The sequence below is a fragment of the Roseomonas sp. CAU 1739 genome (assembly GCF_039839775.1).
In the GTDB taxonomy this organism is placed as follows: domain Bacteria; phylum Pseudomonadota; class Alphaproteobacteria; order Acetobacterales; family Acetobacteraceae; genus Neoroseomonas.
In genome coordinates, this window is sequence record NZ_JBDOQQ010000006.1 from 162478 (window position 1) to 183893 (window position 21416).

Below are 21416 nucleotides of genomic sequence, written 5' to 3' on the forward strand. Positions count from 1 at the left end.
TGACGATGGTTTTTGATCAGCACCGAGGCGGCGGGGTTGGAAAGCCAGCCGCCGGCCCGGCCTGGATGCGCCGCGGCGCAGCGAGCGGCCGGAACCGGGCTTCTGACTTCGCGACAGGCCTGGCGGACGGCATCGGCCATTTCGGCCGCTGCCGGGGGTGCCGCTCAGCCGCTGCCGGGGTTGCCGGGTAGGCCGATGAAGCGGTGCCGTTGGGCCGGCGGGATGATGGTGCAATCGCGACGGCGGCCGAACCAGCGATAGCGCCGCCGGGCGACGAAGACATAGAGCGCGTCGCGCATGGGTCGCGGCAGGATCGCCGCCATGGCGAGCCATCGCCAGGGCCGCCGCAGATGCCGCGCCACCGCGATGCCGCCATCCGACCGCGCGAGGGCACGATCGCCGTCGATAACCAGGAAGGTTTCCTCGAGATCGTCGCGGGTGAAGCCATGGCGCCCCGCGAGCGCCAGGCCTTCGGCCGACCAGGCGCCGGCGAAGCGCAGGTCGGATGCGCGTTCATGCGCCAGCACGAAGGCCACCATGCCGCTGCACAGCACGCAGTCAGTGTCGAAGACGATGATGGGGCCGGCGGCATCCATGCCGCGAGGATAGGCCGATCCTCGCGGACAGGCGCGCCCACCATCCACCGGTCCCTGCGGATCGAGGTTTTGCCTCGATCCGGGAGCGCAAAGCGCGACCGCGCCCCGACCATCAGTCGCCGCAGGAACGACAGTCCATGGCGCGAAGGCAAGGGCCGCGGATGCGGCCCGCCCGCCGTTTGAGGGTCAAAACAACACCTCACGTCACTCGCCGCTTTGCGGCGGCGAGTGACGTCAGACGGCCTGTAAGCCGGGTTCTGTCACACCCGTTGCCGGGCATGGACGGCCATTCCTCTGGAACCCGCATCGCTGCGGGCTTCGCGCGGCCAACCCGGGTGGAAGGGCGGGACCGCCCCTGCGACGACGCCCGAAGGCGCCTCGCCGTCCACCCCTATTCGGCCTTGCTCCCGGTGGGGTTTGCCGTGCCGCCGCCGTTGCCGGAAGCGCGGTGGGCTCTTACCCCACCGTTTCACCCTTGCCCGAAGGGCCGAAGCCGTCCGGGCGGTCTGTTCTCTGTGGCACTTTCCCTGGGGTCGCCCCCGCCGGTCGTTGACCGGCACCGTAGTCCCGTGGAGCCCGGACTTTCCTCCAGTGCGGGATCGCTCCCGCACCAGCGGCCGCCCGGCCGTCTGACGCCGCGCACCCTGTGCGCTGTGGCGAGGGCGTGCGTCAAGTCGTCGCGGCTCGGCCGCGCTTCAGGTTGTCGCGGCTCGGCCGCGCTTCAGGTTGTCGCGGCTCGGCCGCGCTTCAGGTTGTCGCGTCTCGGCCGCGTCTGAGGTTGTCGCGGCTCGGCCGCGCTTCAGGTTGTCCCAGCGCGGCCGCGCTTGAGGTCACTGCGGCGTTGCCGTGCGTCACGTGGCCCCGGCAGCCTCGGCGCGCATCCAATCCCAGAAGACCTGCGCGGGACGCCGCAGCGGACCGATCGGCCTGGCCAGGTGGAAGGCGCGCGGCCCCGGGGCGGCGAAGGCATGCGCATAGACCAGCCGGCCCGAGGCGATTTCCCGCTCCGCCAGGTCGCCGCGCGTCAGCGCCAGCCCGAGCCCCGCCGCCGCGGCTTCCAGCGTCAGGCCGAAATCGCTGAACACCAGCCCGTTGACCGGTGGATCGCCGCGCCAACCGGCGGCGGCGAGCCAGCCCGCCCAGTGGTCCCGGTTGACATCGAAGATCAGTGGGAGGCGCTCGGCGATGGCTTTCAGGGATGGCGTGCCGCGCAGCCGAAACTGCGGGGACCGCACCGGGCGAAGTGTCTCGGCCATCAGCAATTCCGCCTCGATCCCGGGCCAGGGCGGCACCCCGTGCCGCACCAGGAAGTCGAGGCCGTTGCGCTGCGGGTCCTGCAGTTCGGTGGTGGCGGCGACCTCGACGCGGATGGCGGGATGCTGTTTCGCGAAGGCGGGCAGGCGCGGCAGCAGCCAGCGTGCCGCGAAGGTCGGCACGACGCCGACGCGGACTTCGCCGGCGCCGTCCTGGGAGCGGCGACGGCCGCGGGATGCCGCGCGACGCGTGGCGTCCTCGATCCCGGCCAGCAGGGGGGCGACCTCGGCATGGTAGCGCTTGGCCAGCGCCGTCGGCTCGGCCCCGCGTGGGCCGCGCTCGAACAATGGCGCGCCCAGCATCGCCTCCAGCGCCGCGACGTGGCGGCTGACCGCACCATGCGTCAGGCCGAGTGCAGCCCCGCCGCGCCCGAAACTGCCGGCGCGCAGCGCGGCATCGAGGGCGCGGAGCTGCTCAATGCTGGGTAGGCGGGTGGGGCGCATGGGCGTGAGTATTCCTCACATCCTCCGTGAATGCGAGACGCTTCCGCGAGCCATGCCATGCGCGCAATGCTTGACGGCACGGCGCCCTCCGCAACCCGCGCCGCAGGAGCAGACCAATGTCCGTCGAACGCATCGCCAACCCCTTCCGGACCGCAGGGCACCGGGCTTCGGCCGTCACGCCGGGGCCGTTCGCGCGCCTCTGGTCCACGGCGGTTGTCGCGATGGAACGCCGGCAGGCCCGCAAACTGGTCGGCCAGATGGACGACCGCATGCTGCGCGACATCGGCATCCATCGCGGTGACGCCGAACGCGCGATCCGATACGGGCGGGACGAGGTGGTGCCCGTGCTGCCGTGGTGGGATCGGTGAGGCACGGGATGGAGGGGCTCTGCCCCTCCAAGCCACCCCGCCAGGGGCCTGCGGGCCCCTGGACCGCGGGTTTTCGGCATCGGGTGTCGCAGTCGGGCTGACCGATCGGCCCGGCGCCCGGATGCGTGCCGGCCGCCGCGCAAATCGCGACCGGATCATCCTCGTCCGGCCATGGCTACCGGCGTCACGTCGAGATGTTCGGAAGTCTTCGGGATTTTGGCGGGGGGTGAGGCTCGGAAGGGGGCAACGCCCATTTCGGGCCTGCCGCCGACGCATCAACGTGCCAGCACCTGCAGCGCTGGCCATCGCGCCGCCCAACCTTTCGCCGCGACGCGTGCCAGCATTGCCGCTGGCCGCGCCCGATACGCCGGCGTCGGGCGAGCGATCAGGCTAAGCAGGTCGGCAAGGCCGTGCGGGGCCAGGATCTCGACCCCGCCAGGGCCGAGCCGCGCGGCGATCGCGGTGGCCGTCTCAGGCCAATGCGCCAGGGCGTCAGCCAGGTCCTGATAGGGTGCATGGCCGTGGCGATCATGCATGCGCGCCTGGTTCGTCACCTCCCATGGCAGGCCCGGGGCTGCGGCTTCCAGCCGCGCCCGCGCGGCCGCATCGCGCGCGGCGGAGGCATCCGCGACGTCGTAGTACACGACATCGAGGTCCGTCGGCGGTGTCGCGTCCGGGTCGCGGCCGGTCAGCGCATCCCACACGGCGTTGCGCAGGAAGCCGGCACCGATCCAGGCGCCAGGCGGGCCATGCGCGGCAACGGACCCCAGCCGCGACATCATGGTCGGCTGGCTGTGGATGAAGCGCGCGAGGCCAGCGGCGTCGCGCATCCGGTCGTTGTTGGTCTGGATAGGGGTCATTCCGTGCAGGCCATGGCGACTGCGGCGAGCCGCGCGAGCGTCGCCGGATCGGCGATGCCATCCGCACGGCCCGGCAGCCAATGGCGCTGGAAGGCGCTGAGCAGCAATGAGAGCGGCAGGTCGGTCCGGTAGCCGATGGCGCCGAGCAGGCCGGGCGCGTCCGCTTCCGCCGGGGGTGGCGGATCGGCTTGCGGCCACAGCCCGACGCCATTCGCGGCGAGGCCCTGCCAGTCGAACAACTCGCCCGGATCCTGCTTGCGGTCCGGCGCGATGTCGCTGTGCGCGACCACGTTGCGGGCGGGGATCGGGTGGCGACCGAGGATGTCGAGGGCGAGGTCGCACACCGCGGCCATCTGCAGGGCGGGGAAGTCGCGATAGCCCCATTCGTGGCCGGGATTGACGATCTCGATGCCGACGGAGCGCGCGTTCAACGCGGTGTGGCCGCGCCAATGGGACACGCCGGCATGGGCGGCGCGGCGGGCTTCGGGCACCAGGCGAACGATGCGGCCATCCTCCTCGACGACGTAGTGGGAGGAGACGCGGGCGGCGGGGTCGCGGAGGCGCTCGATCGCCTCGGCGCCGCTGCGCATGCCGGTGTAGTGCAGCACCAGCATGTCGATGGGCATGCCGTGCGGGCGGTCGTCGTGGTTAGGGCTCGGGGCCTCGATGACGCGCAGGATCAGAGGCCGCGCTCCCGCTTGATGCGGTCCCCGAGGACGCGCTGGCGTGGCCGTTCTGGACAAGGATCCTGGGACCATGGCGCTGCCTTCAAAGGCCGCGCTCCCGCTTAATCCTGTCCCAGGCTGCGTTGATGTCGGCGACCTTCGCCGTCGCACGCTTGGCGAATTCCTCGGGCACGCCGCGCGACGCCAGGCTGTCGGGATGATTCTCGCGCATCAACTGCCGCCAGGCGGCGCGGACCTGTTCGTCGCTGGCTTCCCGTGTCAGGCCAAGCACCGGATAGGGGTCCTCCATCTGCTGCGCGTTCATGCCGCGCGGGGCGCCGCCCTTGGCGCGCTGCCAAGCGGCAGCGTCCAGGCCGAAGCGCGCATGGATGCCGCGCAGCATGTCGCCTTCGTACCGCGTGACCGGCCCATCGGCACGGGCGATGCGCACCAGCGCGGCGAGCACATCCTCGAGCATCGCCTTGTTGTCGGCGAAGGTCACGCCGAGCTTGTCGGCGAAGGGTTCCCAGCCATCGGCGGTCTCGCGCGCCTGGTCGAACAGGCGGCCGACATCGCGCAGCCCCTCATCCGGTACGCGGAACATCTGGCGGAAGGTCTCGATCTCGACCCGCTTCACCGGCCCATCCACCTTGGCGAGCTTGGCCGACAGCACCACGACGGCGAAGGAGAACAGGTTTTCCTTGCCGCCCAGCATGTGGACCATGTCGGCGGCATTGGGTGGGATGCGTCCGGCACCGGGAATCGCGCCATTGTCGGCGGCATGACCGATCGCCGCGCCCATCATCGCGCCGAAGGGCCCGCCCATGGCGAAGCCCGCCATACTGCCCAGGATCTTGCCCCAGAAGCTCATCATGGTGATCCTGCTAGCACGCCTGGACGCCGTCCGTCAGGCGCGAAGCTGCAAAGGCCGGGCGGCTTCGCCCCACTGGCGGCGCGACCTTCGTCTTGTCCTGGCGCGGCCCTGCTCGCATTCTCCGCCCGCTTTTGGTGATGGATGGGGATTTCATGGCTGGCTGGCAGTTCTGGATCGATCGTGGCGGCACCTTCACCGATATCGTCGCGCGCGACCCGGACGGGCGCCTGTCCACTCGCAAGCTGCTGTCGGAGAACCCCGAGCGCTATCGCGACGCCGCGGTGGCCGGCATCCGGGAGACGCTGGGCCTGCCCCCCGGTGCGCCGATCCCGCCCGGCACGATCGAGGCGGTGAAGATGGGCACCACCGTCGCCACCAATGCGCTGCTGGAGCGCAAGGGCGAACGCGTGCTGCTGGTGGTCAACCGTGGCTTTGGCGACATGCTGCGCATCGGCAACCAGGCGCGGCCGCGGCTGTTCGACCTTGATGTGCGGCTGCCGGAACTGCTGCATGAACGCGTCGCCGAGATCGGCGGCCGCGTCGCGGTGGATGGCACCGGGATCGAGCCTCTGGATGAAGTGGCGGCCCGCGCCGCGTTGAAGGCCGGCTTCGCCGATGGCATCCGCGCGGTCGCGATCGTGCTGATGCATGCCTGGGCGCATCCGGCGCATGAACTGCGCCTGGGCGCGATCGCGCGTGAGGAAGGCTTCACCCAGGTCTCGCTGAGCCACCAGGCGAGCCCGCTGCCGCGCATCGTCCCGCGTGGCGACACCGCGGTGGTGGATGCGTATCTGTCGCCGGTCCTGCGGCGTTATGTCGACCAGGTGGCGTCCGAACTGCAGGCGGCCCGATCGCCGGGCGCCGAGGGCGTGGGGCCGGAGCCGGCCGGCGCGCAGAAGGGCGTGCGGCTTTACTTCATGCAGTCCAATGGCGGGCTGACCGAGGCCGGCCGCTTCCAGGGCAAGGATGCGATCCTGTCCGGCCCGGCGGGCGGCATCGTCGGTGCCGCGCGCACCGCGGCAATGGGTGGGTTCGATCGCATCATCGGCTTCGACATGGGCGGCACTTCCACCGACGTGGCGCTGTATGCCGGCGAATTCGAACGCGCCTTCGAAACCGAGGTCGCCGGCGTGCGCATGCGCGCGCCGATGATGGCGATCAACACGGTCGCGGCGGGTGGCGGCTCGATCCTGCATTTCGACGGCGCGCGGATGCGCGTCGGGCCGGACAGCGCTGGGGCGGTGCCGGGGCCGGCCTGCTATCGCCGCGGTGGGCCGCTCGCCGTGACGGATGCGAATGTCATGGTCGGCAAGATCCAGCCAAGGCACTTCCCGGCGATCTTCGGGCCGGATGGCGACCAGATGCTCGACGCGTCGGTCGTGCGGGAAAAGTTCACCGCCCTGGCCGCCGAGATCGCGCAGGCTACCGGCACCGGGCAGGATCCGCGCGGCGTCGCCGAGGGCTTCCTGCGCATCGCCGTGGCCAACATGGCGAACGCCATCAAGCAGGTCTCCATCCAGAAGGGCCATGACGCGACGCGTTTCGCCCTGCAGTGCTTCGGCGGCGCGGGCGGGCAGCATGCCTGCCTGGTCGCCGATGCGCTGGGGATGGAGACGGTGTTCATCCACCCCTTCGCCGGCGTGCTCTCGGCCTATGGCATGGGCCTCGCCGACCAGGCGGTGATCCGCGAGGGCGCGGTGGAAGCGCCGCTGTCCGCCGACGGCATGGCCGACCTCGCCGCGCGGCTCGATGCGCTGGTCGAACAGGGCCGCGAGGAGTTGGTGCGGCAGGGGGCGGACCCGTCGCGCCTGCAGGCGGCGCGGCGGCTGCACCTGCGTTACGCCGGCACCGATGCCTTCCTGCCCGTCGGCTTTGCCGACCACGCCACGGTGCTGGACGCCTTCACCGAGGCGCATCGCCGCCGCTTCGGCTTCGCCACGCCGGAACGCCAGGTGGTGGTCGAGGCCTGCATCGCCGAGGTCACCATGCCCGGCGAGCGCGTCACCGAACCCGCTCTGCCCGATCGCGGCGATGGCCACCCCGAACCCATCGACACGGTCGAGGTCTGGAGCGAAGGCGCGGCGCACGCTGCCCCGTTGTTCGACCGCGATGCGCTGCTCCCCGGCGATCTCATCCCTGGCCCGGCGCTGATCCGCGAGGCGATCGCCACCACCGTGGTCGAACCGGGCTGGACCGCCGAACTCACCGCGCTCGACCACCTCGTGCTGCGGCGGACCTCGCCGCGCGCCGCGGCGCTGGCGGCGACCAGCGACCGGCCCGATCCGGTGATGCTGGAACTGTTCAACAACCTGTTCATGAACGTCGCCGAGCAGGCCGGCGCCGTCCTGCAGAACACCTCGCTGAGCGTGAACATCAAGGAACGGCTCGACTTCTCCTGCGCCATCTTCGACGCGCAGGGCTTCCTCGTCGCGAACGCGCCGCATGTGCCGGTGCATCTCGGCGCGATGGGCGAAAGCGTGCGCACCGTCATCCGGTCGCGCAGCACGACCCTGAAGCCGGGCGATGTGGTGGCGCTGAACAACCCGTCCAATGGCGGCACGCATCTGCCCGACATCACCGTCATCACGCCCGTCTTCGATGAGGCCGGGCGCGAGATCCTGTTCTTCGTCGGCTCGCGCGGCCATCACGCCGATATCGGCGGGCTGACGCCGGGCTCGACGCCGCCGGGATCGAAGACGCTGGAGGAGGAGGGGGTCGTCATCGACGACTTCCTGCTGGTCGATGGCGGCCGCATCCGCGAGGCGGAGTTCCGCGCCGTCCTCGCCGGTGCGAAATACCCGGCACGCAGCCCCGACGTGAATGTCGCCGACATCAAGGCGCAGGTCGCATCGAACGAGAAGGCGGTGCAGGAACTGCAGCGCGCCGTCGCCGAATTCGGCCTGGCCACCGTGCGCGCCTACATGAAGCACGTGATGGACAATGCGGAGGAATCCGTCCGCCGCGTGCTGGAACGCCTGCCGGACGGTGCCTTCGCCACCACCATCGACGACGGCACGCCGTTGAAGGTTTCGATCCGCGTGGACCGCGCGGAGCGCCGCGCGGTGATCGACTTCACCGGCACCGGCCCGCAGCGGCCCGACAATTTCAACGCGCCCAGCGCGGTCTGCCGCGCCGTGGTGCTCTACTGCTTCCGCTGCCTGGTCGGTGAGGACATCCCGCTCAACGATGGCTGCCTCAAGCCGCTGGAGATCATCATCCCCGAAGGCACTTTCCTGAGCCCGCGCCCCGGTGCGGCGGTGGTCGCCGGCAACACCGAAGTCAGCCAGATGACCTGCAACGCGGTGCTCGCCGCGCTCAACGCCTGCGCCTCGGCCCAGGCGACGATGAACAACGTTCTGTTCGGTGACGCCACCTACCAGTATTACGAGACGGTCTGCGGCGGCGTCGGCGCCGGCCCCGGTTTCAACGGCGCCGGCCCGATCCAGACGCACATGACCAATACCCGCATGACCGACCCCGAGATCCTTGAACTGCGCTACCCCGTGCGGCTCGAGGAATTTTCCATTCGTCATGGTTCCGGCGGCGCCGGCCAGTGGCACGGCGGCAACGGGTCGCGCCGCCGCATCCGCTTCCTGCGCCCGATGGAGGCGGTGATCGTCGCGTCCCGCCGCACCGTCCCGCCGCATGGTCTGCAGGGCGGTGCCGATGGCGCGGCCGGCCGCCAATGGGTCGAGCGCGGAGATGGCCGGATCGAGGCGCTGGAAGGCAGCGACCGCGCCAGCCTGGCCCCCGGCGACGTCTTCGGCCTGGAGACGCCGGGCGGCGGCGGCTGGGGGACTCCGGCCGGGTGAAGAAGCGCTTTCTTCTGCTGCCGCTGCTGCCGATCGCGCTGCTGCTCGCCGCGTGGTTCGGCCCGCTTTTGCTGAACTGGGAATCGCAGCGCGGCCGCGTCGCCACCATCGCGACGGCGCGGCTTGGCCGGACGGTGACGGTGGAAGGCCCGCTGCGCGTCACTCTGCTGCCCCAGCCGATGCTGGAAGCCGATGACGTGCGCGTCGGCGATGCGGATGGTGAGACGCTCGGCGTTTCCGCGCGGGTGCTGCGCCTGCGCCTTGGCCTGGCGCCGCTGCTGACGGGGCGGCTGGAACCGCGCGACCTGGTGCTGGTGGGCGCAGAAATCCGCCTGCCCTGGCCGCCCGAGCCGATCGGCGCGCTGCGCCCGCCGCCCTGGCTGACCGGCTTCGACGCCCGCATCGAGGACAGCCGCGTCGAGGTCGGCGGCGTCGTGCTCGACGGCGTCTCGGCGCGCCTTGCCGCCCCTGGCCCGCTCGATGCCATCCGCACCGAAGGCAGCTTCACCTGGCGCGGCGCCCCGGCGCGTTTCGAGGCGGTGCTGGGCCGCCCCGGCTTCGACGGCGTGGCGACGCTCGACCTGTCCGTCGCCGCGCAGGGGGCGAATGTGTCGGCGCGCGGCGCGCTCGTTGCCGAAGGTGGCTTCGAAGGGCGCATCGAAGCCTCCGGGAGCGACCTGGCGCTGCTGATGGCTGCGCCCCCCGGCCCGTTCCGCGCCACCGGACGCGTCAGCGTGACAGGGGAGGTCGCGGCGGCCGATGATCTCGCCATCGACCTCGGCGGCGTCACCGGGCGGGGGGCGGCGACCTTTCGCTTCCGGCCCGAACCGCGGCTCGACATCGCGCTGGCGCTGGCGCGCATCGACCTTGATGCCTGGGTTGCCGCGCTGCGCGGCGCGCAGACACCGCCATTGCCGGTCGGGCTCGACCTGTCCGCCGAGGCGGCGTCCTTCCGCGGCCAGACCATCCGGCGGCTGCGCGGCGGCATCTTTCGCGAAGGCGACCGGATCACCCTGACCGACATTGCCGCCCTGCTGCCCGGGGAGACGGAGATCGAGGCCGCGGGAGCCACCGCCGGCGGCCGGCTGGAACTTGCCCTGCGCTTCGCCGGACCCAGCCTGCGCGCGACCATCGCCGCCTTCGGCCTGCCGGTGGAACGCTTCGACCCGTCCCGGCTGCGCGCCTTCGATGGCCGGGCGCGGCTGGTGCTGGAAGCGACGCAACTCGGCGTGCCGGAACTGTCTGCCACGCTGGATGGTGGGCGGGTCAGCGGCGCAGGGGTGTTCCGCTTCGGCGCGCGGCCAGCGCTCGGCCTGGGGCTGAATTTCGACCGGTTGGTGCTGGACGGGCTCCTGCCCGCACCGGCCGATTGGGCACCGCTGCTGCGCGGCGGGTTCGAACTGGACGCCAATCTGCGCCTGGCGGCCGAGGCGGTGGTCTGGGATGGCGTGACCGCCGGGCGCGCGGCGCTGGATGCGGTGATGGAACGCGGCCGGATCGGGCTGCGGCGCGCCTCCGCGCGGATCGGCGGGGCGGATGTGACGCTCGCCGGCAGCCTGGCGACAGGGCCCACGCCGCGCTTCGCCGACCTGGTGCTGGAGGTCGCCGGTAGCAGCGCCGCCGGCCTGGCGACGATGGCGGCACCGATTGTCGCGTTGCCCCAGGCATTCGCCACCCAGGCGCTGCGCCTGCGCGTCACGGGCGGCGGGCCCATGGATGCCCTGGCCCTGGCGGCCGAGGGCGAGCTTGGCGAGTTGCGCTTCGATGGCCAGACCACGTTCAACCTCGGGCCGGGACGGCTGAGCGGAAACCTGACGCTGCGCCATCCCGGCGCACCGCGGCTCGCCGTGCTGCTCGGCGCGCCGCAGATGCCGGCCTGGCTGGGGGAGGGGTCCTTCTCCCTGATCGCCGCCCTGTCCGGCAGCCGCGGCGCGATCGCGGCGGACAGCCTGGAACTCGTCGCCGGCGGGCTGCGCGCACGCGGGCAGCTGGCGCTGGCGCTGGATGGCGCGCGGCCGCGCCTGACCGGGCGGCTGGCGGCGGAACGGTTGCCTCTGCCGGGCCTTTCGCTGCGCGACAATGATCCGCTGGGTGTCGGCGTGCTCGGCGCCTTCGATGCGGAACTGGCTGTCGAGGCCGCCGAGGTGGTCGCGCCCGACCTGCCGCCGCTCCGCGAGGTGGCGGCGAAGCTGCGGCTCGATGCCGGGCGGCTGGTGCTGGACGAGATCAAGGCGCGGCTTGGCGGCGGCGCGGTCGAGGGGACCTTGGCCATTGATGCCGCGGCGGCGCCGCCGGTGCTGTCCGGCTCGCTCGGCCTCACCGGGGCGACGCTGACGCAGCCGCTGTTCGGCCTGCCGATTGACCTGGCGTCCGGGCAGGTTTCGGCGCAGGGGCGTTTCAGCGCAAGCGGCCACGCACCGGCCGCGCTGCTTGGCAGCCTTGCAGGGGACGGGCGCTTCGCGGTGGTCGATGGCGTGCTGGCGGGCATCGCGCTGCGATCCGTGACCAATGCCGCCGGCATCGAGGAGCAGGCCCGGGCCGAGGCCGCCATGCGTGAGGGGCTGGAGGGCGGTGCGACGGCGCTGGAACGCCTGGAAGGCGGCTGGCGTGCGGCAACCGGGGTGGTGACGCTGGATGGCGTGCGCATGGCGGGCGAGGGCGGTGTGTCCGGCGGTATCGAGGGCAGCGTCGATCTGCGCCGCGGGACCGTGGATTTGCGCTTCATGGTGCAGCCGCCGCCGGCCGAGGCGCCCGCAGTGGCGCTGCGCGTCAGCGGCCCGGCCGATACGCCGCGACGCCAGCCGGAACTGGCGGATTGGGCGCGGTGGCGGGCGACGCAGTGAGGATGCCGGGGGGCGCGGCTTCTTCAGACCACGCCGCCCCCAGCGCGCCTGTCCATGGCGCGAAGACAAGCCGCACGGATGCGTGGCGTCTGCAGGGTCGGCGAGGGGCGGGGCCTTGAATCGGATCGCGGCCCTGCCGCGATCCGGGAGCGCGCAGCGCGACCGCGCCCAGACCTCCAGCCGCGCCCAGCGCGCCGGTCCATGGCGCGAAGGCAAGCCGCACGGATGTGCGGCGCCCGCCGTCTGAGGGACATGAAAACACAAGCAGCGGTCGCTGCTGCGACCGCTGCAACCGCTGCGATCAGCGCCCTTCGAAGTGCGGCGTTCGCTTTTCAAGCATCGAATCCACCGCTTCGCGATGATCCCGCGTGCCATGCGCGAGCGCCTGATACGCCGCCGACATCTCCAGCAGCGTGGACAGGCGCATGTGCTGGCTTTCGCGCAGCAGCCGCTTGGTCATGCGCACGGCCTGGGGCGGGTTCACGGCGATGCGCGCGGCCATCTCGCGCGCGGCGGGCAGCAGCTGGTCGGGCGCCACGACCTTCGACACCAGCCCGCAGGCCAGCGCCTCGGCGGGGTTGATGGCATCGCCGGTCAGCGACATCTCGAGCGCCTTCGACATGCCGACGACCTTGGGCAGCAGATACGCGCCGCCATCGCCGGGCACGATGCCGACCTTGACGAAGGATTCCGCGAAGCGCGCCGTGTCCGACGCGATGCGGATGTCGCACATGCAGGCGAGGTCGAGCCCCGCGCCGATCGCCGGGCCGTTGATCGCGGCGATGGTCGGGATGTCCATCTCATACAGCGCGAGAGGGATCATCTGGATGCCGAAGCGGTAGGAGTCCCGCATCTCGGCACCGGTGTCGCCCTTGGTGATGCCGGTGCGGTCGCGCATGCCCTTGAGGTCGCCGCCGGCGCAGAAGGCGGTGCCCGCACCGGTCACGATCACCACGCGCACATCGGGGTCGCGGTTCAATGCGCGGCAGGCATCGGCGACCTCGGCGCATTCCTCCGCGCTTGAAATCGCGTTGCGCTTCTCCGGCCGGTTCAGGGTGAGGGTGACGACATGGCCGTCGCGGTCGGTCTTCAGGAAGTCGGTCATGCGGCGGGTTCCTCGTCGCGGTCGGTGATGAAGGTCCAGAGCGCGCCTTGCGTGCCCTGAACAAGCGCGCCGAGGCGGGCGGACCAGAAGCGTTCGGTGCCACCTTCCTCGCGCCAGGACCACAGGCGGCGCGTCAGGTGATGCAGCGAATGTTCCTCGGTGATGCCCATGGCGGCGAGGACCTGGTGGGCGATGGCGGCACCCTTCGCCGCCGCTTCGCCTGCCGTGACCTTGGCGCAGCCGATCTCGAAGGCCGCACCGGCCAGGCCGCGCCTGTCCGCGGCGCGCGCCGCGGCGGCGGCGGCGACCGAAACGGCCGAGGTCTCCGAGGCAAAGACGGCGAGTTGCTGCTGCACGGCCTGGAAGCGCCCGATCGGGCGGCCGAACTGCTTGCGGGTATTGGCGTGGTCCACCGCGAGCGCGAGCGCCGCCTGCATCGCCCCAGCAATCTGCGCCGAGCGCAGCAGCGCGGTGACCAGAATCGCCGCCTCCGCGCCCCAGGCGTTGGGCAGCGTGCCTTCGGCGGTTGGCGCGCCGGTCGGCTCGGCCAAGTCGCGCGCTTCACGGGCCGTATTGGTGCCTTCCGTCCAACGCAGCGCGGCGGCGCGATACAGTGCGACGCGCGCCCCGTCGACCAGCACGACATGCCCGGCATGGCGGCCCCAAGGCACCGCTGCCCCGGCTGCGGCGAAGGTCAGCACGCCTTCCGGCACCTCGATGCCGGCGGCGGCGAGCAGGGCGGCGGCGCCGATCCCTTCGGCAAGCGGCACCGGCGCGCCGGCGCGGCCCAGCGCCTCCAGCACCGGCACGATGTCGAGAAAGCCGAGACCCGCCCCGCCGCGATCCTCGGGCACCAGCGCGGCGCCGAGGCCGAGGGCTTCCATCGCGCCCCAGGCGGCACCCGGGAAGCCGCCGCTCTCGAGGTTACGCAGCACGTCGACGCCGGCCGAATCCTCCAGCGCGCGGGTGGCCTGTTCGGCGAGTTCCGCCCCGATCGTGTCGGCCATCACCGCAGTCCCAGTTCACGCGCGATGATGCCGCGCATAATCTCCCGCGTGCCGCCGCGCAGCGAGAAGGTCGGCACGATCTGCGTCAGGTAGGCGTGCATGCGCCGCATCTCCTCGGGCATCGCATCGGTGTCGATCACGTCGCGCATGCGGTCAGGCAGGCCCTGTTCGAAGTCGTTGCCGAGATCCTTCACCAGCGCGGCCTGGCGCACCGGGTCGGCACCGTCCTGCAGCATGCCGGCGACCGCGGTGGACATCGACCGCAGCGTCCACAGCCGCGCGACCTGGCGGCCCAGCGTCGTCGCGGCGGTGGGGTCGTCGCGCAATGCGGCGATGCCGGCTTCCAGCAGCGGATGCGACGACATGTAGCGATCCGGGCCGGAGCGTTCGAAGGCGAGTTCACTCGTCGCCTGCGCCCAGCCCGCGCCTTCCTGCCCGACCAGCGCGTCGTCCGGCAGCATCACGTCGTCGAAGGTGATCTCGTTGAAGCCCTTCTCGCCCACCAGGTCGTGGATCGGGCGGATCGTCACGCCCGGCGCCTTCAGGTCCACCAGCATCTGCGACAGGCCCTGATGCTTCGACCCGCCTTCCGGCGCCGGCGAGGTCCGCACCAGCGCGATCATCCAGTCGCAGAGATGGCCGAAGGTGGTCCAGATCTTCCGCCCGTTCAGCTTCCACCCGCCATCGACGCGATCCGCCCGCGTTCGCAGCGATGCGAGGTCGGATCCGGAATCCGGTTCCGACAGCCCGATGCAGAAGGCGTATTCGCCGGTGGTGATCTTCGGCAGGAACTTCTGCCGCTGCGCCTCGGTGCCCAGGCGCAGGATCAGCGGGCCGGATTGGCGGTCGCCGATCCAATGCGCGCCAACCGGGGCGCCGGCGGCGAGCATTTCCTCCAGCACGATATTGCGGTCGAGGAAGCTGCGTTCGCCGCCGCCATACGGCCTTGGCCAGCACATGCCGATCCAGCCGCGCGCGCCGATCGCGCGGGTGAAGTCGCGGTCGAAGCCCATCCAGGACCGGGCGCGGACCTCCGGGGTCCATTTCACCTCATGCTCGGCGATGAAGGCGCGGACCTCCGCGCGAAGGGCGGCGGCACCCGGCGGTGGGTCACGAAGGTCGAAGCGCAGTCCGGTCATGGCGGTTTACTCCCGCCGTGATCCTCCCCGTGGATGGCGCGGCGTCAATGCCCCCCCGACGCGCGACGCGCGTCAATGCCCCCCCCGACGCGCGCCGCGCGTCAATGCCCCTTGCCCAGCAGCCGCGACAACCCGGGGATCACCGCGACGCCGACCGCCAGCCCGACCACGCCCGACAGCGTCGCTTCCACCATCCAGCCGATGAAGCCGCCACCCACGGCGAGGCCCGCGCCGTGCACCGCGTGCGCCGGCGCCGCCAGACCGAAGAATTCCAACCCATGCAGGATGATGCCGCCGCCGACCCAGATCATCGCCACCGTGCCGACGATGGACAGCACCTTGAGCACCTTGGGCATGCCGCGCACCAGCAGCGCGCCGGCGCCGATGCCGCGACGGACCATCGCCGCACCCACGTCATCGGCCTTCACGATCATCGCGACCACGCCATAGACGCCGACGGTGATGGCGAGCCCGACCACCGCCAACGCCGCCCCCTGCGTCCAGACATTCGCCTCCGGCATGGTGGCGAGCGCGATCGCCATGATCTCGGCCGAGAGGATGAAGTCGGTCTTGATCGCGCCCCTGACCCGCGTGTCTTCCAGCTGCTTCGCATCCATCGGCACGGCGGCCGATTGCGCCTGTTCGGGGTGCGGGCGCACCCATTCCAGCACCTTCTCCGCACCTTCGAAGCACAGGTAGATGCCGCCCAGCGTCAGCAGCGGCGTGATCACCCACGGCGCGAAGGCGGACAGCAGGAGTGCCGCCGGCAGCAGGATGACGAATTTGTTGAACAGCGAGCCCAGCGCGATCCGCCCGATGATCGGCAATTCGCGCTTCGCATCGAAGCCGACGACATAGCGCGGCGTGACCGCGGCATCGTCGATCACCACGCCGGCTGCCTTGGCGCCGGCCTTGGCGGCCTGTGCCGCGACATCGTCGATCGAGGCCGCCGCGACCTTGGCGATGGCGGCAACGTCGTCCAGCAGCGCCAGAAGGCCTGTGCTCATGCGATGGTTGTCCCGGCTGGTTGTGTTCTATGCGGAACATCATGGCACAGGGTTGGTTGCCGCGTCGTCACGCGGCGTCCTGGATGGGCGGCGCTCCAGGTGCGCGAAGTCTGGGCGGTCTGGTGCCTCGCAGAGAGGGGCTTTGCCCCTCTCCGCACCTCACCCCACCAAAGGCCTAAGGCCTTTGGAAACCTCGGTTTTGGCGCTGACGCCATGGCTCGGTGCGGGGGCCTTGGTGCCGCTCCAGCCCGACGCTGCCCCCCATGCAAAGCGCCCATATCCCGCGGTCCAGGGACCCGTTGGTCCCTGGCGGGGTGGCTTGGAGGGGCGGCGCCCGTCCAATCTCTACACGACGCCGGATTGCCGCGCCGATGCGATCTCCTCCGTCGTCATCCCCGCAAACTCCGCCAGCACCGCATCTGTATCCCCACCGGGGGCCGGAATCCCATGGCGGTATTCGGCCGGCGTCGCCGAAAGATGCAGCGGCGACGCCACCACGCGCACCGTGCGCCCGGCGTGATGCGGGATCTCCACGATCGACCCGCGTGCCGCCACATGCGGGTCGGCCTCGAAATCCTGCGCGGTGTTGATGGGACCGGAGGTGATCTTCGCGTCTTCCAGCCTGGCCAGCCATTCGGCCCGCGGGCGCGTCTTCAGCAGCGTGCGCATGCGGTCGAGGAGTGCCGCGCGGTGTTCGGCGCGGTCGCGCGCCCGCTTGAAGCGCGGATCGTCGGACCATTCGGGGTGGCCCAGGGCGTCGGCGAGCCGCACGAATTCGCGGTCGTTCAGCACGCCGATGACGAATTTCGCGTCCGACCCCTCGAACACGCCGTAGGGCACGGCGACGGGGCTGTCATTGCCGCTGCGCGGGAAGATCCGACCGGCGTTCAGCCACGATGACATCGGCGCCTGCATCAGCGACGCCATCGTCTCGAACAGGTTGACGTCGATCGCCTGGCCCTCGCCGGTGGCATCGCGGTGGCGTAGCGCGGCGAGGATCGACACGGCGGCAGCGAAGCCGGTGAACATGTCGGCGACCGGCACCCCGACGCGCTGCGGCCCGCCGCCCGGCGTGCCATCCGCCTCGCCGGTCACCTCCATCAGCCCGGTCATCGCCTGCGCGACGAAGTCGTAGCCCGACCGCCCGGCATAGGGTCCGGACTGCCCGAAGCCGCTGACCGAGCAGTAGATCAGCCGTGGATTGACCGCACGCAGGTCGTCATAGCCAAGGCCGTAGCGCGCCAGCGTGCCGGGGCGGAAATTCTCGATCAGCACATCGGCGTTGGCGACCATGCGCTTGAGGATCGCAGCCCCTTCCGGCTTGGCGAAATCGACGGAGACCGACCGCTTGTTGCGGTTCAGCGTGACGAAATACGCGCTGTCCTCGGTGCCCGGCACGAAGGGCGGGCCCAATGCGCGCAGGTCGTCGCCGTCGCCGCGGCGTTCCACCTTGGCGATATCGGCGCCGAGGTCGCCCAGCATCTGCGCGCAGAGCGGTCCCGCCACCACCCGCGTCAGGTCGATCACGCGCAGGCCATCAAGGGCGCCGGCCATGGTTCCTCCGGTTTCAGACTCGGGCCGCAGGGTGGCGCAGGAAGGGCGGGGCGCAAAGCCCGCTGGCGCCGCGCGCCGCGCCACGGCACGATGCCCGCAACGAATGCGGGAGGAACGATCCATGCAACGCCGGACCATGCTCGGCGCCACGGCGGCGTCGCTGCTTGCCGCGCCATCGTTGCGCGCGCAGGACCGCTACCCGTCACGCACCGTGCGTGTCGTCGTGCCCTTCGCACCGGGCGGGCCGACCGATGTGTTCGCGCGGCGCTTCGTGGACCGCTTCCAGCGCGCGCTCGGCCAGACCGTGGTGATCGAGAACAAGGCCGGGGCTGGCGGCATGCTCGGCGCGCAGGATGTCGCGCGGGCGCGGCCGGATGGGTATTCGCTGATCTTCCACGCGTCGTCTTCCGCGCTGACCAGCCCGCTGGTCTATCGCCGCCCGCTGTATGATTCGGTGAAGGATTTCGAGCAGGTCTCGCTGCTCGGCGTCGTGCCCTTCGTGCTGGCGGTCGGGCCGCAGACGGGCGCGCGCAACACGGCGGAGTTGGTCGCGGCGCTGCGCGCGCGGCCCGGCGCGCTGTCCTACGGCTCCTCGGGGGTGGGCACGTCCAACCACCTGGCGGGCGCGCTGTTCCTCGCCCGTGCCGGTGACTTGCGCGCCGAGCACATCCCCTATCGCGGTTCCGGCCCGGCGATCCAGGACCTGGTCGCCGGCACCACCGCCTTCCAGGTGGACACCTTCGGCACGCTGTACGAACTGCACCGCGACGGGCGCATCCGCATCGTCGCGGTGATGCACCCGACGCGCAGCGCGGTGGATCGCGCCATCCCGACCCTGGTCGAGGAAGGCATCACCGGGGCCGAGGCGAGCACCTTCAACATTCTCGCCGCCCCCGCCGGCACCCCGCCCGAGGTGATGGCCGTGCTGTCCGACGCGACCCGCCGCGTCATGGCCGATGCCGGTTTCCAGCAGGAATTGCTGGGCATCGGCATCGAGCCCGAGTCCGACACCAGCCCCGGCCGCGCCCTGGCGTTCCTCGCCGCGGAGGTCGCCAAATGGCGCGTGGTCGTGCAGGCATCCGGCGTTGCGATCGAGTGATGGACGCGTGACCGCGGGGCGTGCTGGTCTGCGCGCCATGATCCGCACCCTGATTGTCGCCGCCCTTGCCCTGCTGCCGCTGTCCGCGCGGGCGCAGACCGGCCCGTCTTTCGACTGCCGCCAGGCCCGCGCCTGGGATGAAAGGCAGATCTGCGCGCAGGCCGACCTGGCGGAACTGGACCGCCGCATCGCCGTCGCCTGGCGTGCCGCGACGGAACGCGCGAGCGCCGAGGAGCGGACCACCTTGCAGGCCGCCCAGCGCGCCTGGCTGGGCGAACGCCGCGGCTGCGAAGGCCCGCAGGCGCGCGAGGCGGTATCCTGCCTGCGTCGCGTGATGCGCGTCCGTGCCCGTGACCTTGAAGCGCTGGCCCAGGCCGCGCCCGGCACCGCCGCCGCGCTCCCGACCGCCAAACCGGCCGCTGCCGCCGCGTCGGCGCCGACCGGGCTGCGGGCGGTGTCCTGCCCCGCGACCGCGACCGCGGGTTGGGCGGCGACGCAGATCTGTGCCACGCCCGGCATGCAGGCGATGGACGCGGCGGTGATCCGCGACGCCGAGGCCGCGCGCGCCCGGCTTGCGCGCAACCCCGCGGCCCTGGCGGAGCTGGAGACGCTGTTGAGCCGCTACGTCGGTGCGCGCGAGGCGTGCGTCCGTGCGTCGGGCCGCGTGCCGCTCGATTGCCTGCAGGAGACGATGGAGGACGCGCAGGCCGAGATCAGGCGACGCGGGGCGGCCGGCTGAGTTCGGCGCATGCCCGGCACGCGCCGCGCCCTGCTGCTCGCCGCCTTCGCGGGCGCGCTGCCGCGCGTCGCGCGGGGCGAGGAACTGCCCGAAGGCTGCGAGGGCGCCTTCCGGGTCGACAACCGTTCATCGCGGCCGATCCGCAGCATCTTCATCACCAGCGCCGCGGCGAGCGATGCCGACGACCACGATTGGCTGGGTGAAACCATCCTGCCGCCGGGGCTTGCGATGTCCTTCCGTTCGCTGGCGGGGCCGTTGATCGACCTCACCATCGTGCGGGATGACGGGCGGCGCCTGCAGCGGCGTGGGATCGAGATCTGCCGCCTGCCGTATCTGCTGGTCGGCGACGGCGCCATCACGCCCGCCGCGCGGCCCGGCAGCGGACCGTGATGCGGCCGCTGCCGCTCACGCAGCACAATCAGCATGGTCGGTGGTCCGCATGGTGCAGCCCGGCGGCACGACCGTGCCGAGGGCCATCGCGGCCTATCCCTTGATGCGCGCCACTGTCGCGGTGGTGGAATTGCCCGGCAGCAACTGTGCCAGCCGCACCTCGCCGCCGTAATCCTGCACGATGTCGCCGCCGACCACCTGTTCGACCGTGTAGTCGGCACCCTTCACCAGCACATCGGGCTTCAGCAGGCGGATCAGTTCGACCGGGGTGTCCTCGTCGAACAGGGTCACGCAATCGGCGGTCGCCAGGGATGCCAGCACGGCGGCGCGCGCCGCCTCGGACTGGATCGGCCGGGTCGGGCCCTTCAGCCGCTTCACCGAAGCATCCGAGTTCAGCCCGACCACCAGCCGGTCGCACCAGGACCGCGCCTGTTCCAGCAGATGCACATGGCCCGGATGCAGCAGGTCGAAGCAGCCATTGGTGAAACCGATGCGCCAGCCGCGCCGGCGCCAGCGTTCCACCTGCTCGGCGGCGGCCGCGCGCGACATCACCTTGCGCAGCGCGCCGCGTTCGGGGGTCAGCGCCTCGGCGAGTTCTTCCTCGCGCACCACCGCGGTGCCGACCTTGCCGACCACGATGCCGGCCGCGATGTTCGCCAGCCGTGCGGCCACCGGCAGCGACTGCCCGGCGGCCATCGCCGCGGACAATGTCGAGACCACGGTATCCCCGGCGCCGGAGACGTCGTGCACCTCCTCGGCCTCGGCCGGGAAATGATGGACGCTTTCCCCTTCGAGCAGCGTCATCCCATCCTCGCTGCGCGTCACCAGCACCGCGCGGAAGCCATGCGCGTCGCGCAGCGCCCGCATGGCGGCCAGGATCGCGTCCTCGCCGTCAACGGGCATGCCGGTCGCTTCCGACAATTCCGCGCGGTTCGGCGTGATCAGGTCCGCCCCGGCATAGCGCGCATAGTCGCGCCCCTTGGGGTCCACCACCACCTTGCGCCCGGCGGCATGGGCCGCATCGATCAGCCGCCTGGCGGTCTCACCGTCCAGCACGCCCTTGCCGTAGTCCGACAGCACCAGGATGGTGGTCACCGCCACCGCATCGCCGGCGATCTTCACCAGGCGGTCAGCCAGCCGGGGATGGATGCCCTGCACCACTTCCTGGTCGGCGCGCAGCATGTGCTGGCCATTGGCAATGAAGCGGGTCTTGGTCGTGGTGTGGCGGCCGCCCTGCACCAGCAGCCAGGGCTCGACGCCCGGCTGGCCGCCGATCAGCCCTGTCAGGTCGCTGCCCGACTGGTCATCCCCCACCACCGAGACGAAGGCCACCGCCGCGCCAAGGGCCGTCAGGTTGCGCACGACATTGCCGGCGCCGCCGGGCATGGCGACCTCGCGCTCCACCGCCAGCACAGGGACCGGCGCCTCCGGGCTGATGCGACGCACCGATCCGTACACGTATCGGTCGAGCATGGCGTCGCCGACCACGAGGACGGAGGCGCGTTTCAGGCCGCGGATCGCCTCCGCGAGCTCCGCCACGGGGATTTCCGGCATGGGCCGGTCGGTGTCGGGCACGGGGCCTGTCATCCTCATGCCCCTAC

17 protein-coding genes and 1 other RNA gene are annotated in these 21416 nt (G+C 71.6%); 6 read left to right on the top strand and 12 right to left on the bottom strand.

Annotation, left to right across the window (positions count from 1 at the left end; genetic code table 11):
• Positions 1-164: 164 nt before the first annotated feature.
• From AAFN86_RS12360 to AAFN86_RS12370, 3 genes are all read right to left on the bottom strand, one after another.
• Positions 165-596: a DCC1-like thiol-disulfide oxidoreductase family protein gene (locus AAFN86_RS12360; protein WP_347543630.1), complete on the bottom strand. Its 432-nt coding sequence runs from the start codon at positions 594-596 to the stop codon at positions 165-167.
• Positions 597-826: 230 nt separating this feature from the next.
• An RNA gene (gene rnpB / locus AAFN86_RS12365) (RNase P RNA component class A) lies at positions 827-1229 on the bottom strand.
• 218 nt (positions 1230-1447) lie between these two features.
• Positions 1448-2353 (bottom strand): LysR substrate-binding domain-containing protein, encoded by a 906-nt coding sequence (locus AAFN86_RS12370; RefSeq protein ID WP_347543631.1) that lies wholly within the window; start codon positions 2351-2353, stop codon positions 1448-1450.
• Between the two features lie 116 nt (positions 2354-2469).
• Here AAFN86_RS12370 and AAFN86_RS12375 point away from each other — a divergent pair, with 116 nt between their 5' ends.
• Complete coding sequence (locus AAFN86_RS12375; protein WP_347543632.1) at positions 2470-2721, top strand: DUF1127 domain-containing protein; 252 nt, start codon at positions 2470-2472, stop codon at positions 2719-2721.
• Between the two features lie 275 nt (positions 2722-2996).
• Here AAFN86_RS12375 and AAFN86_RS12380 read toward each other — a convergent pair whose 3' ends face one another.
• The 3 genes from AAFN86_RS12380 to AAFN86_RS12390 form a co-directional block, all read right to left on the bottom strand.
• Positions 2997-3581, bottom strand: coding sequence for a nucleotidyltransferase family protein (locus AAFN86_RS12380; RefSeq protein WP_347543633.1), 585 nt, complete (start codon positions 3579-3581; stop codon positions 2997-2999).
• Positions 3578-4207, bottom strand: coding sequence for an N-acetylmuramoyl-L-alanine amidase (locus tag AAFN86_RS12385; protein ID WP_347543634.1), 630 nt, complete (start codon positions 4205-4207; stop codon positions 3578-3580). Before AAFN86_RS12385 ends, AAFN86_RS12380 begins: the two co-directional genes overlap by 4 nt.
• A 142-nt stretch (positions 4208-4349) precedes the next feature.
• Entirely contained in the window at positions 4350-5117 is a 768-nt protein-coding gene (locus AAFN86_RS12390) for a TerB family tellurite resistance protein (RefSeq protein WP_408906602.1), read from the bottom strand.
• A 155-nt stretch (positions 5118-5272) separates the two neighbouring features.
• Here AAFN86_RS12390 and AAFN86_RS12395 point away from each other — a divergent pair, with 155 nt between their 5' ends.
• Entirely contained in the window at positions 5273-8932 is a 3660-nt protein-coding gene (locus tag AAFN86_RS12395; protein ID WP_347543636.1) for a hydantoinase B/oxoprolinase family protein, read from the top strand.
• Positions 8929-11775, top strand: coding sequence for an AsmA-like C-terminal region-containing protein (locus AAFN86_RS12400; protein ID WP_347543637.1), 2847 nt, complete (start codon positions 8929-8931; stop codon positions 11773-11775). The genes AAFN86_RS12395 and AAFN86_RS12400 overlap by 4 nt, the downstream gene beginning before the upstream one ends.
• 301 nt (positions 11776-12076) lie before the next feature.
• Here the strand turns inward: AAFN86_RS12400 and AAFN86_RS12405 are convergent, their stop codons facing one another.
• The 5 genes from AAFN86_RS12405 to AAFN86_RS12425 form a co-directional block, all read right to left on the bottom strand.
• A complete protein-coding gene (locus AAFN86_RS12405; RefSeq protein WP_347543638.1) occupies positions 12077-12880 on the bottom strand; it encodes a crotonase/enoyl-CoA hydratase family protein in 804 nt (267 codons plus the stop codon).
• On the bottom strand, positions 12877-13887 hold the full coding sequence (locus AAFN86_RS12410) for an acyl-CoA dehydrogenase family protein (RefSeq protein ID WP_347543639.1): 1011 nt from the start codon (positions 13885-13887) through the stop codon (positions 12877-12879). The genes AAFN86_RS12405 and AAFN86_RS12410 overlap by 4 nt, the downstream gene beginning before the upstream one ends.
• Positions 13887-15026, bottom strand: coding sequence for an acyl-CoA dehydrogenase family protein (locus tag AAFN86_RS12415; protein WP_347543640.1), 1140 nt, complete (start codon positions 15024-15026; stop codon positions 13887-13889). The genes AAFN86_RS12410 and AAFN86_RS12415 overlap by 1 nt, the downstream gene beginning before the upstream one ends.
• A gap of 101 nt (positions 15027-15127) precedes the next feature.
• The gene (locus AAFN86_RS12420; protein WP_347543641.1) at positions 15128-16033 is read right to left on the bottom strand and encodes a DUF808 domain-containing protein; all 906 of its coding nucleotides are present in this window, start codon (positions 16031-16033) and stop codon (positions 15128-15130) included.
• 345 nt (positions 16034-16378) lie between these two features.
• Entirely contained in the window at positions 16379-17587 is a 1209-nt protein-coding gene (locus tag AAFN86_RS12425; protein ID WP_347543642.1) for a CoA transferase, read from the bottom strand.
• A gap of 121 nt (positions 17588-17708) precedes the next feature.
• Here AAFN86_RS12425 and AAFN86_RS12430 point away from each other — a divergent pair, with 121 nt between their 5' ends.
• The 3 genes from AAFN86_RS12430 to AAFN86_RS12440 are packed head-to-tail and all read left to right on the top strand — an operon-like array spanning position 17709 to position 19815.
• A complete protein-coding gene (locus AAFN86_RS12430) occupies positions 17709-18686 on the top strand; it encodes a tripartite tricarboxylate transporter substrate-binding protein (RefSeq protein WP_347543643.1) in 978 nt (325 codons plus the stop codon).
• 37 nt (positions 18687-18723) lie between these two features.
• Positions 18724-19425: a lysozyme inhibitor LprI family protein gene (locus AAFN86_RS12435; protein ID WP_347543644.1), complete on the top strand. Its 702-nt coding sequence runs from the start codon at positions 18724-18726 to the stop codon at positions 19423-19425.
• A gap of 9 nt (positions 19426-19434) precedes the next feature.
• Positions 19435-19815: a hypothetical protein gene (locus AAFN86_RS12440; protein ID WP_347543645.1), complete on the top strand. Its 381-nt coding sequence runs from the start codon at positions 19435-19437 to the stop codon at positions 19813-19815.
• Positions 19816-19908: 93 nt separating this feature from the next.
• Here AAFN86_RS12440 and rfaE1 read toward each other — a convergent pair whose 3' ends face one another.
• Positions 19909-21369 (bottom strand): D-glycero-beta-D-manno-heptose-7-phosphate kinase, encoded by a 1461-nt coding sequence (gene rfaE1 / locus AAFN86_RS12445; RefSeq protein ID WP_347543744.1) that lies wholly within the window; start codon positions 21367-21369, stop codon positions 19909-19911.
• Positions 21370-21416 lie beyond the last annotated feature (47 nt).

Coding starts and splice junctions, on each gene's coding strand:
- AAFN86_RS12360 (WP_347543630.1), bottom strand. CDS start 596: ATGGATGCCGCCGGCCCCATCATCGTCTTCGACACTGACTGCGTGCTG.
- AAFN86_RS12370 (WP_347543631.1), bottom strand. CDS start 2,353: ATGCGCCCCACCCGCCTACCCAGCATTGAGCAGCTCCGCGCCCTCGAT.
- AAFN86_RS12375 (WP_347543632.1), top strand. CDS start 2,470: ATGTCCGTCGAACGCATCGCCAACCCCTTCCGGACCGCAGGGCACCGG.
- AAFN86_RS12380 (WP_347543633.1), bottom strand. CDS start 3,581: ATGACCCCTATCCAGACCAACAACGACCGGATGCGCGACGCCGCTGGC.
- AAFN86_RS12385 (WP_347543634.1), bottom strand. CDS start 4,207: ATGCCCATCGACATGCTGGTGCTGCACTACACCGGCATGCGCAGCGGC.
- AAFN86_RS12390 (WP_408906602.1), bottom strand. CDS start 5,117: ATGAGCTTCTGGGGCAAGATCCTGGGCAGTATGGCGGGCTTCGCCATG.
- AAFN86_RS12395 (WP_347543636.1), top strand. CDS start 5,273: ATGGCTGGCTGGCAGTTCTGGATCGATCGTGGCGGCACCTTCACCGAT.
- AAFN86_RS12405 (WP_347543638.1), bottom strand. CDS start 12,880: ATGACCGACTTCCTGAAGACCGACCGCGACGGCCATGTCGTCACCCTC.
- AAFN86_RS12410 (WP_347543639.1), bottom strand. CDS start 13,887: ATGGCCGACACGATCGGGGCGGAACTCGCCGAACAGGCCACCCGCGCG.
- AAFN86_RS12415 (WP_347543640.1), bottom strand. CDS start 15,026: ATGACCGGACTGCGCTTCGACCTTCGTGACCCACCGCCGGGTGCCGCC.
- AAFN86_RS12420 (WP_347543641.1), bottom strand. CDS start 16,033: ATGAGCACAGGCCTTCTGGCGCTGCTGGACGACGTTGCCGCCATCGCC.
- AAFN86_RS12425 (WP_347543642.1), bottom strand. CDS start 17,587: ATGGCCGGCGCCCTTGATGGCCTGCGCGTGATCGACCTGACGCGGGTG.
- AAFN86_RS12430 (WP_347543643.1), top strand. CDS start 17,709: ATGCAACGCCGGACCATGCTCGGCGCCACGGCGGCGTCGCTGCTTGCC.
- AAFN86_RS12435 (WP_347543644.1), top strand. CDS start 18,724: ATGATCCGCACCCTGATTGTCGCCGCCCTTGCCCTGCTGCCGCTGTCC.
- AAFN86_RS12440 (WP_347543645.1), top strand. CDS start 19,435: ATGCCCGGCACGCGCCGCGCCCTGCTGCTCGCCGCCTTCGCGGGCGCG.
- rfaE1 (WP_347543744.1), bottom strand. CDS start 21,369: ATGCCGGAAATCCCCGTGGCGGAGCTCGCGGAGGCGATCCGCGGCCTG.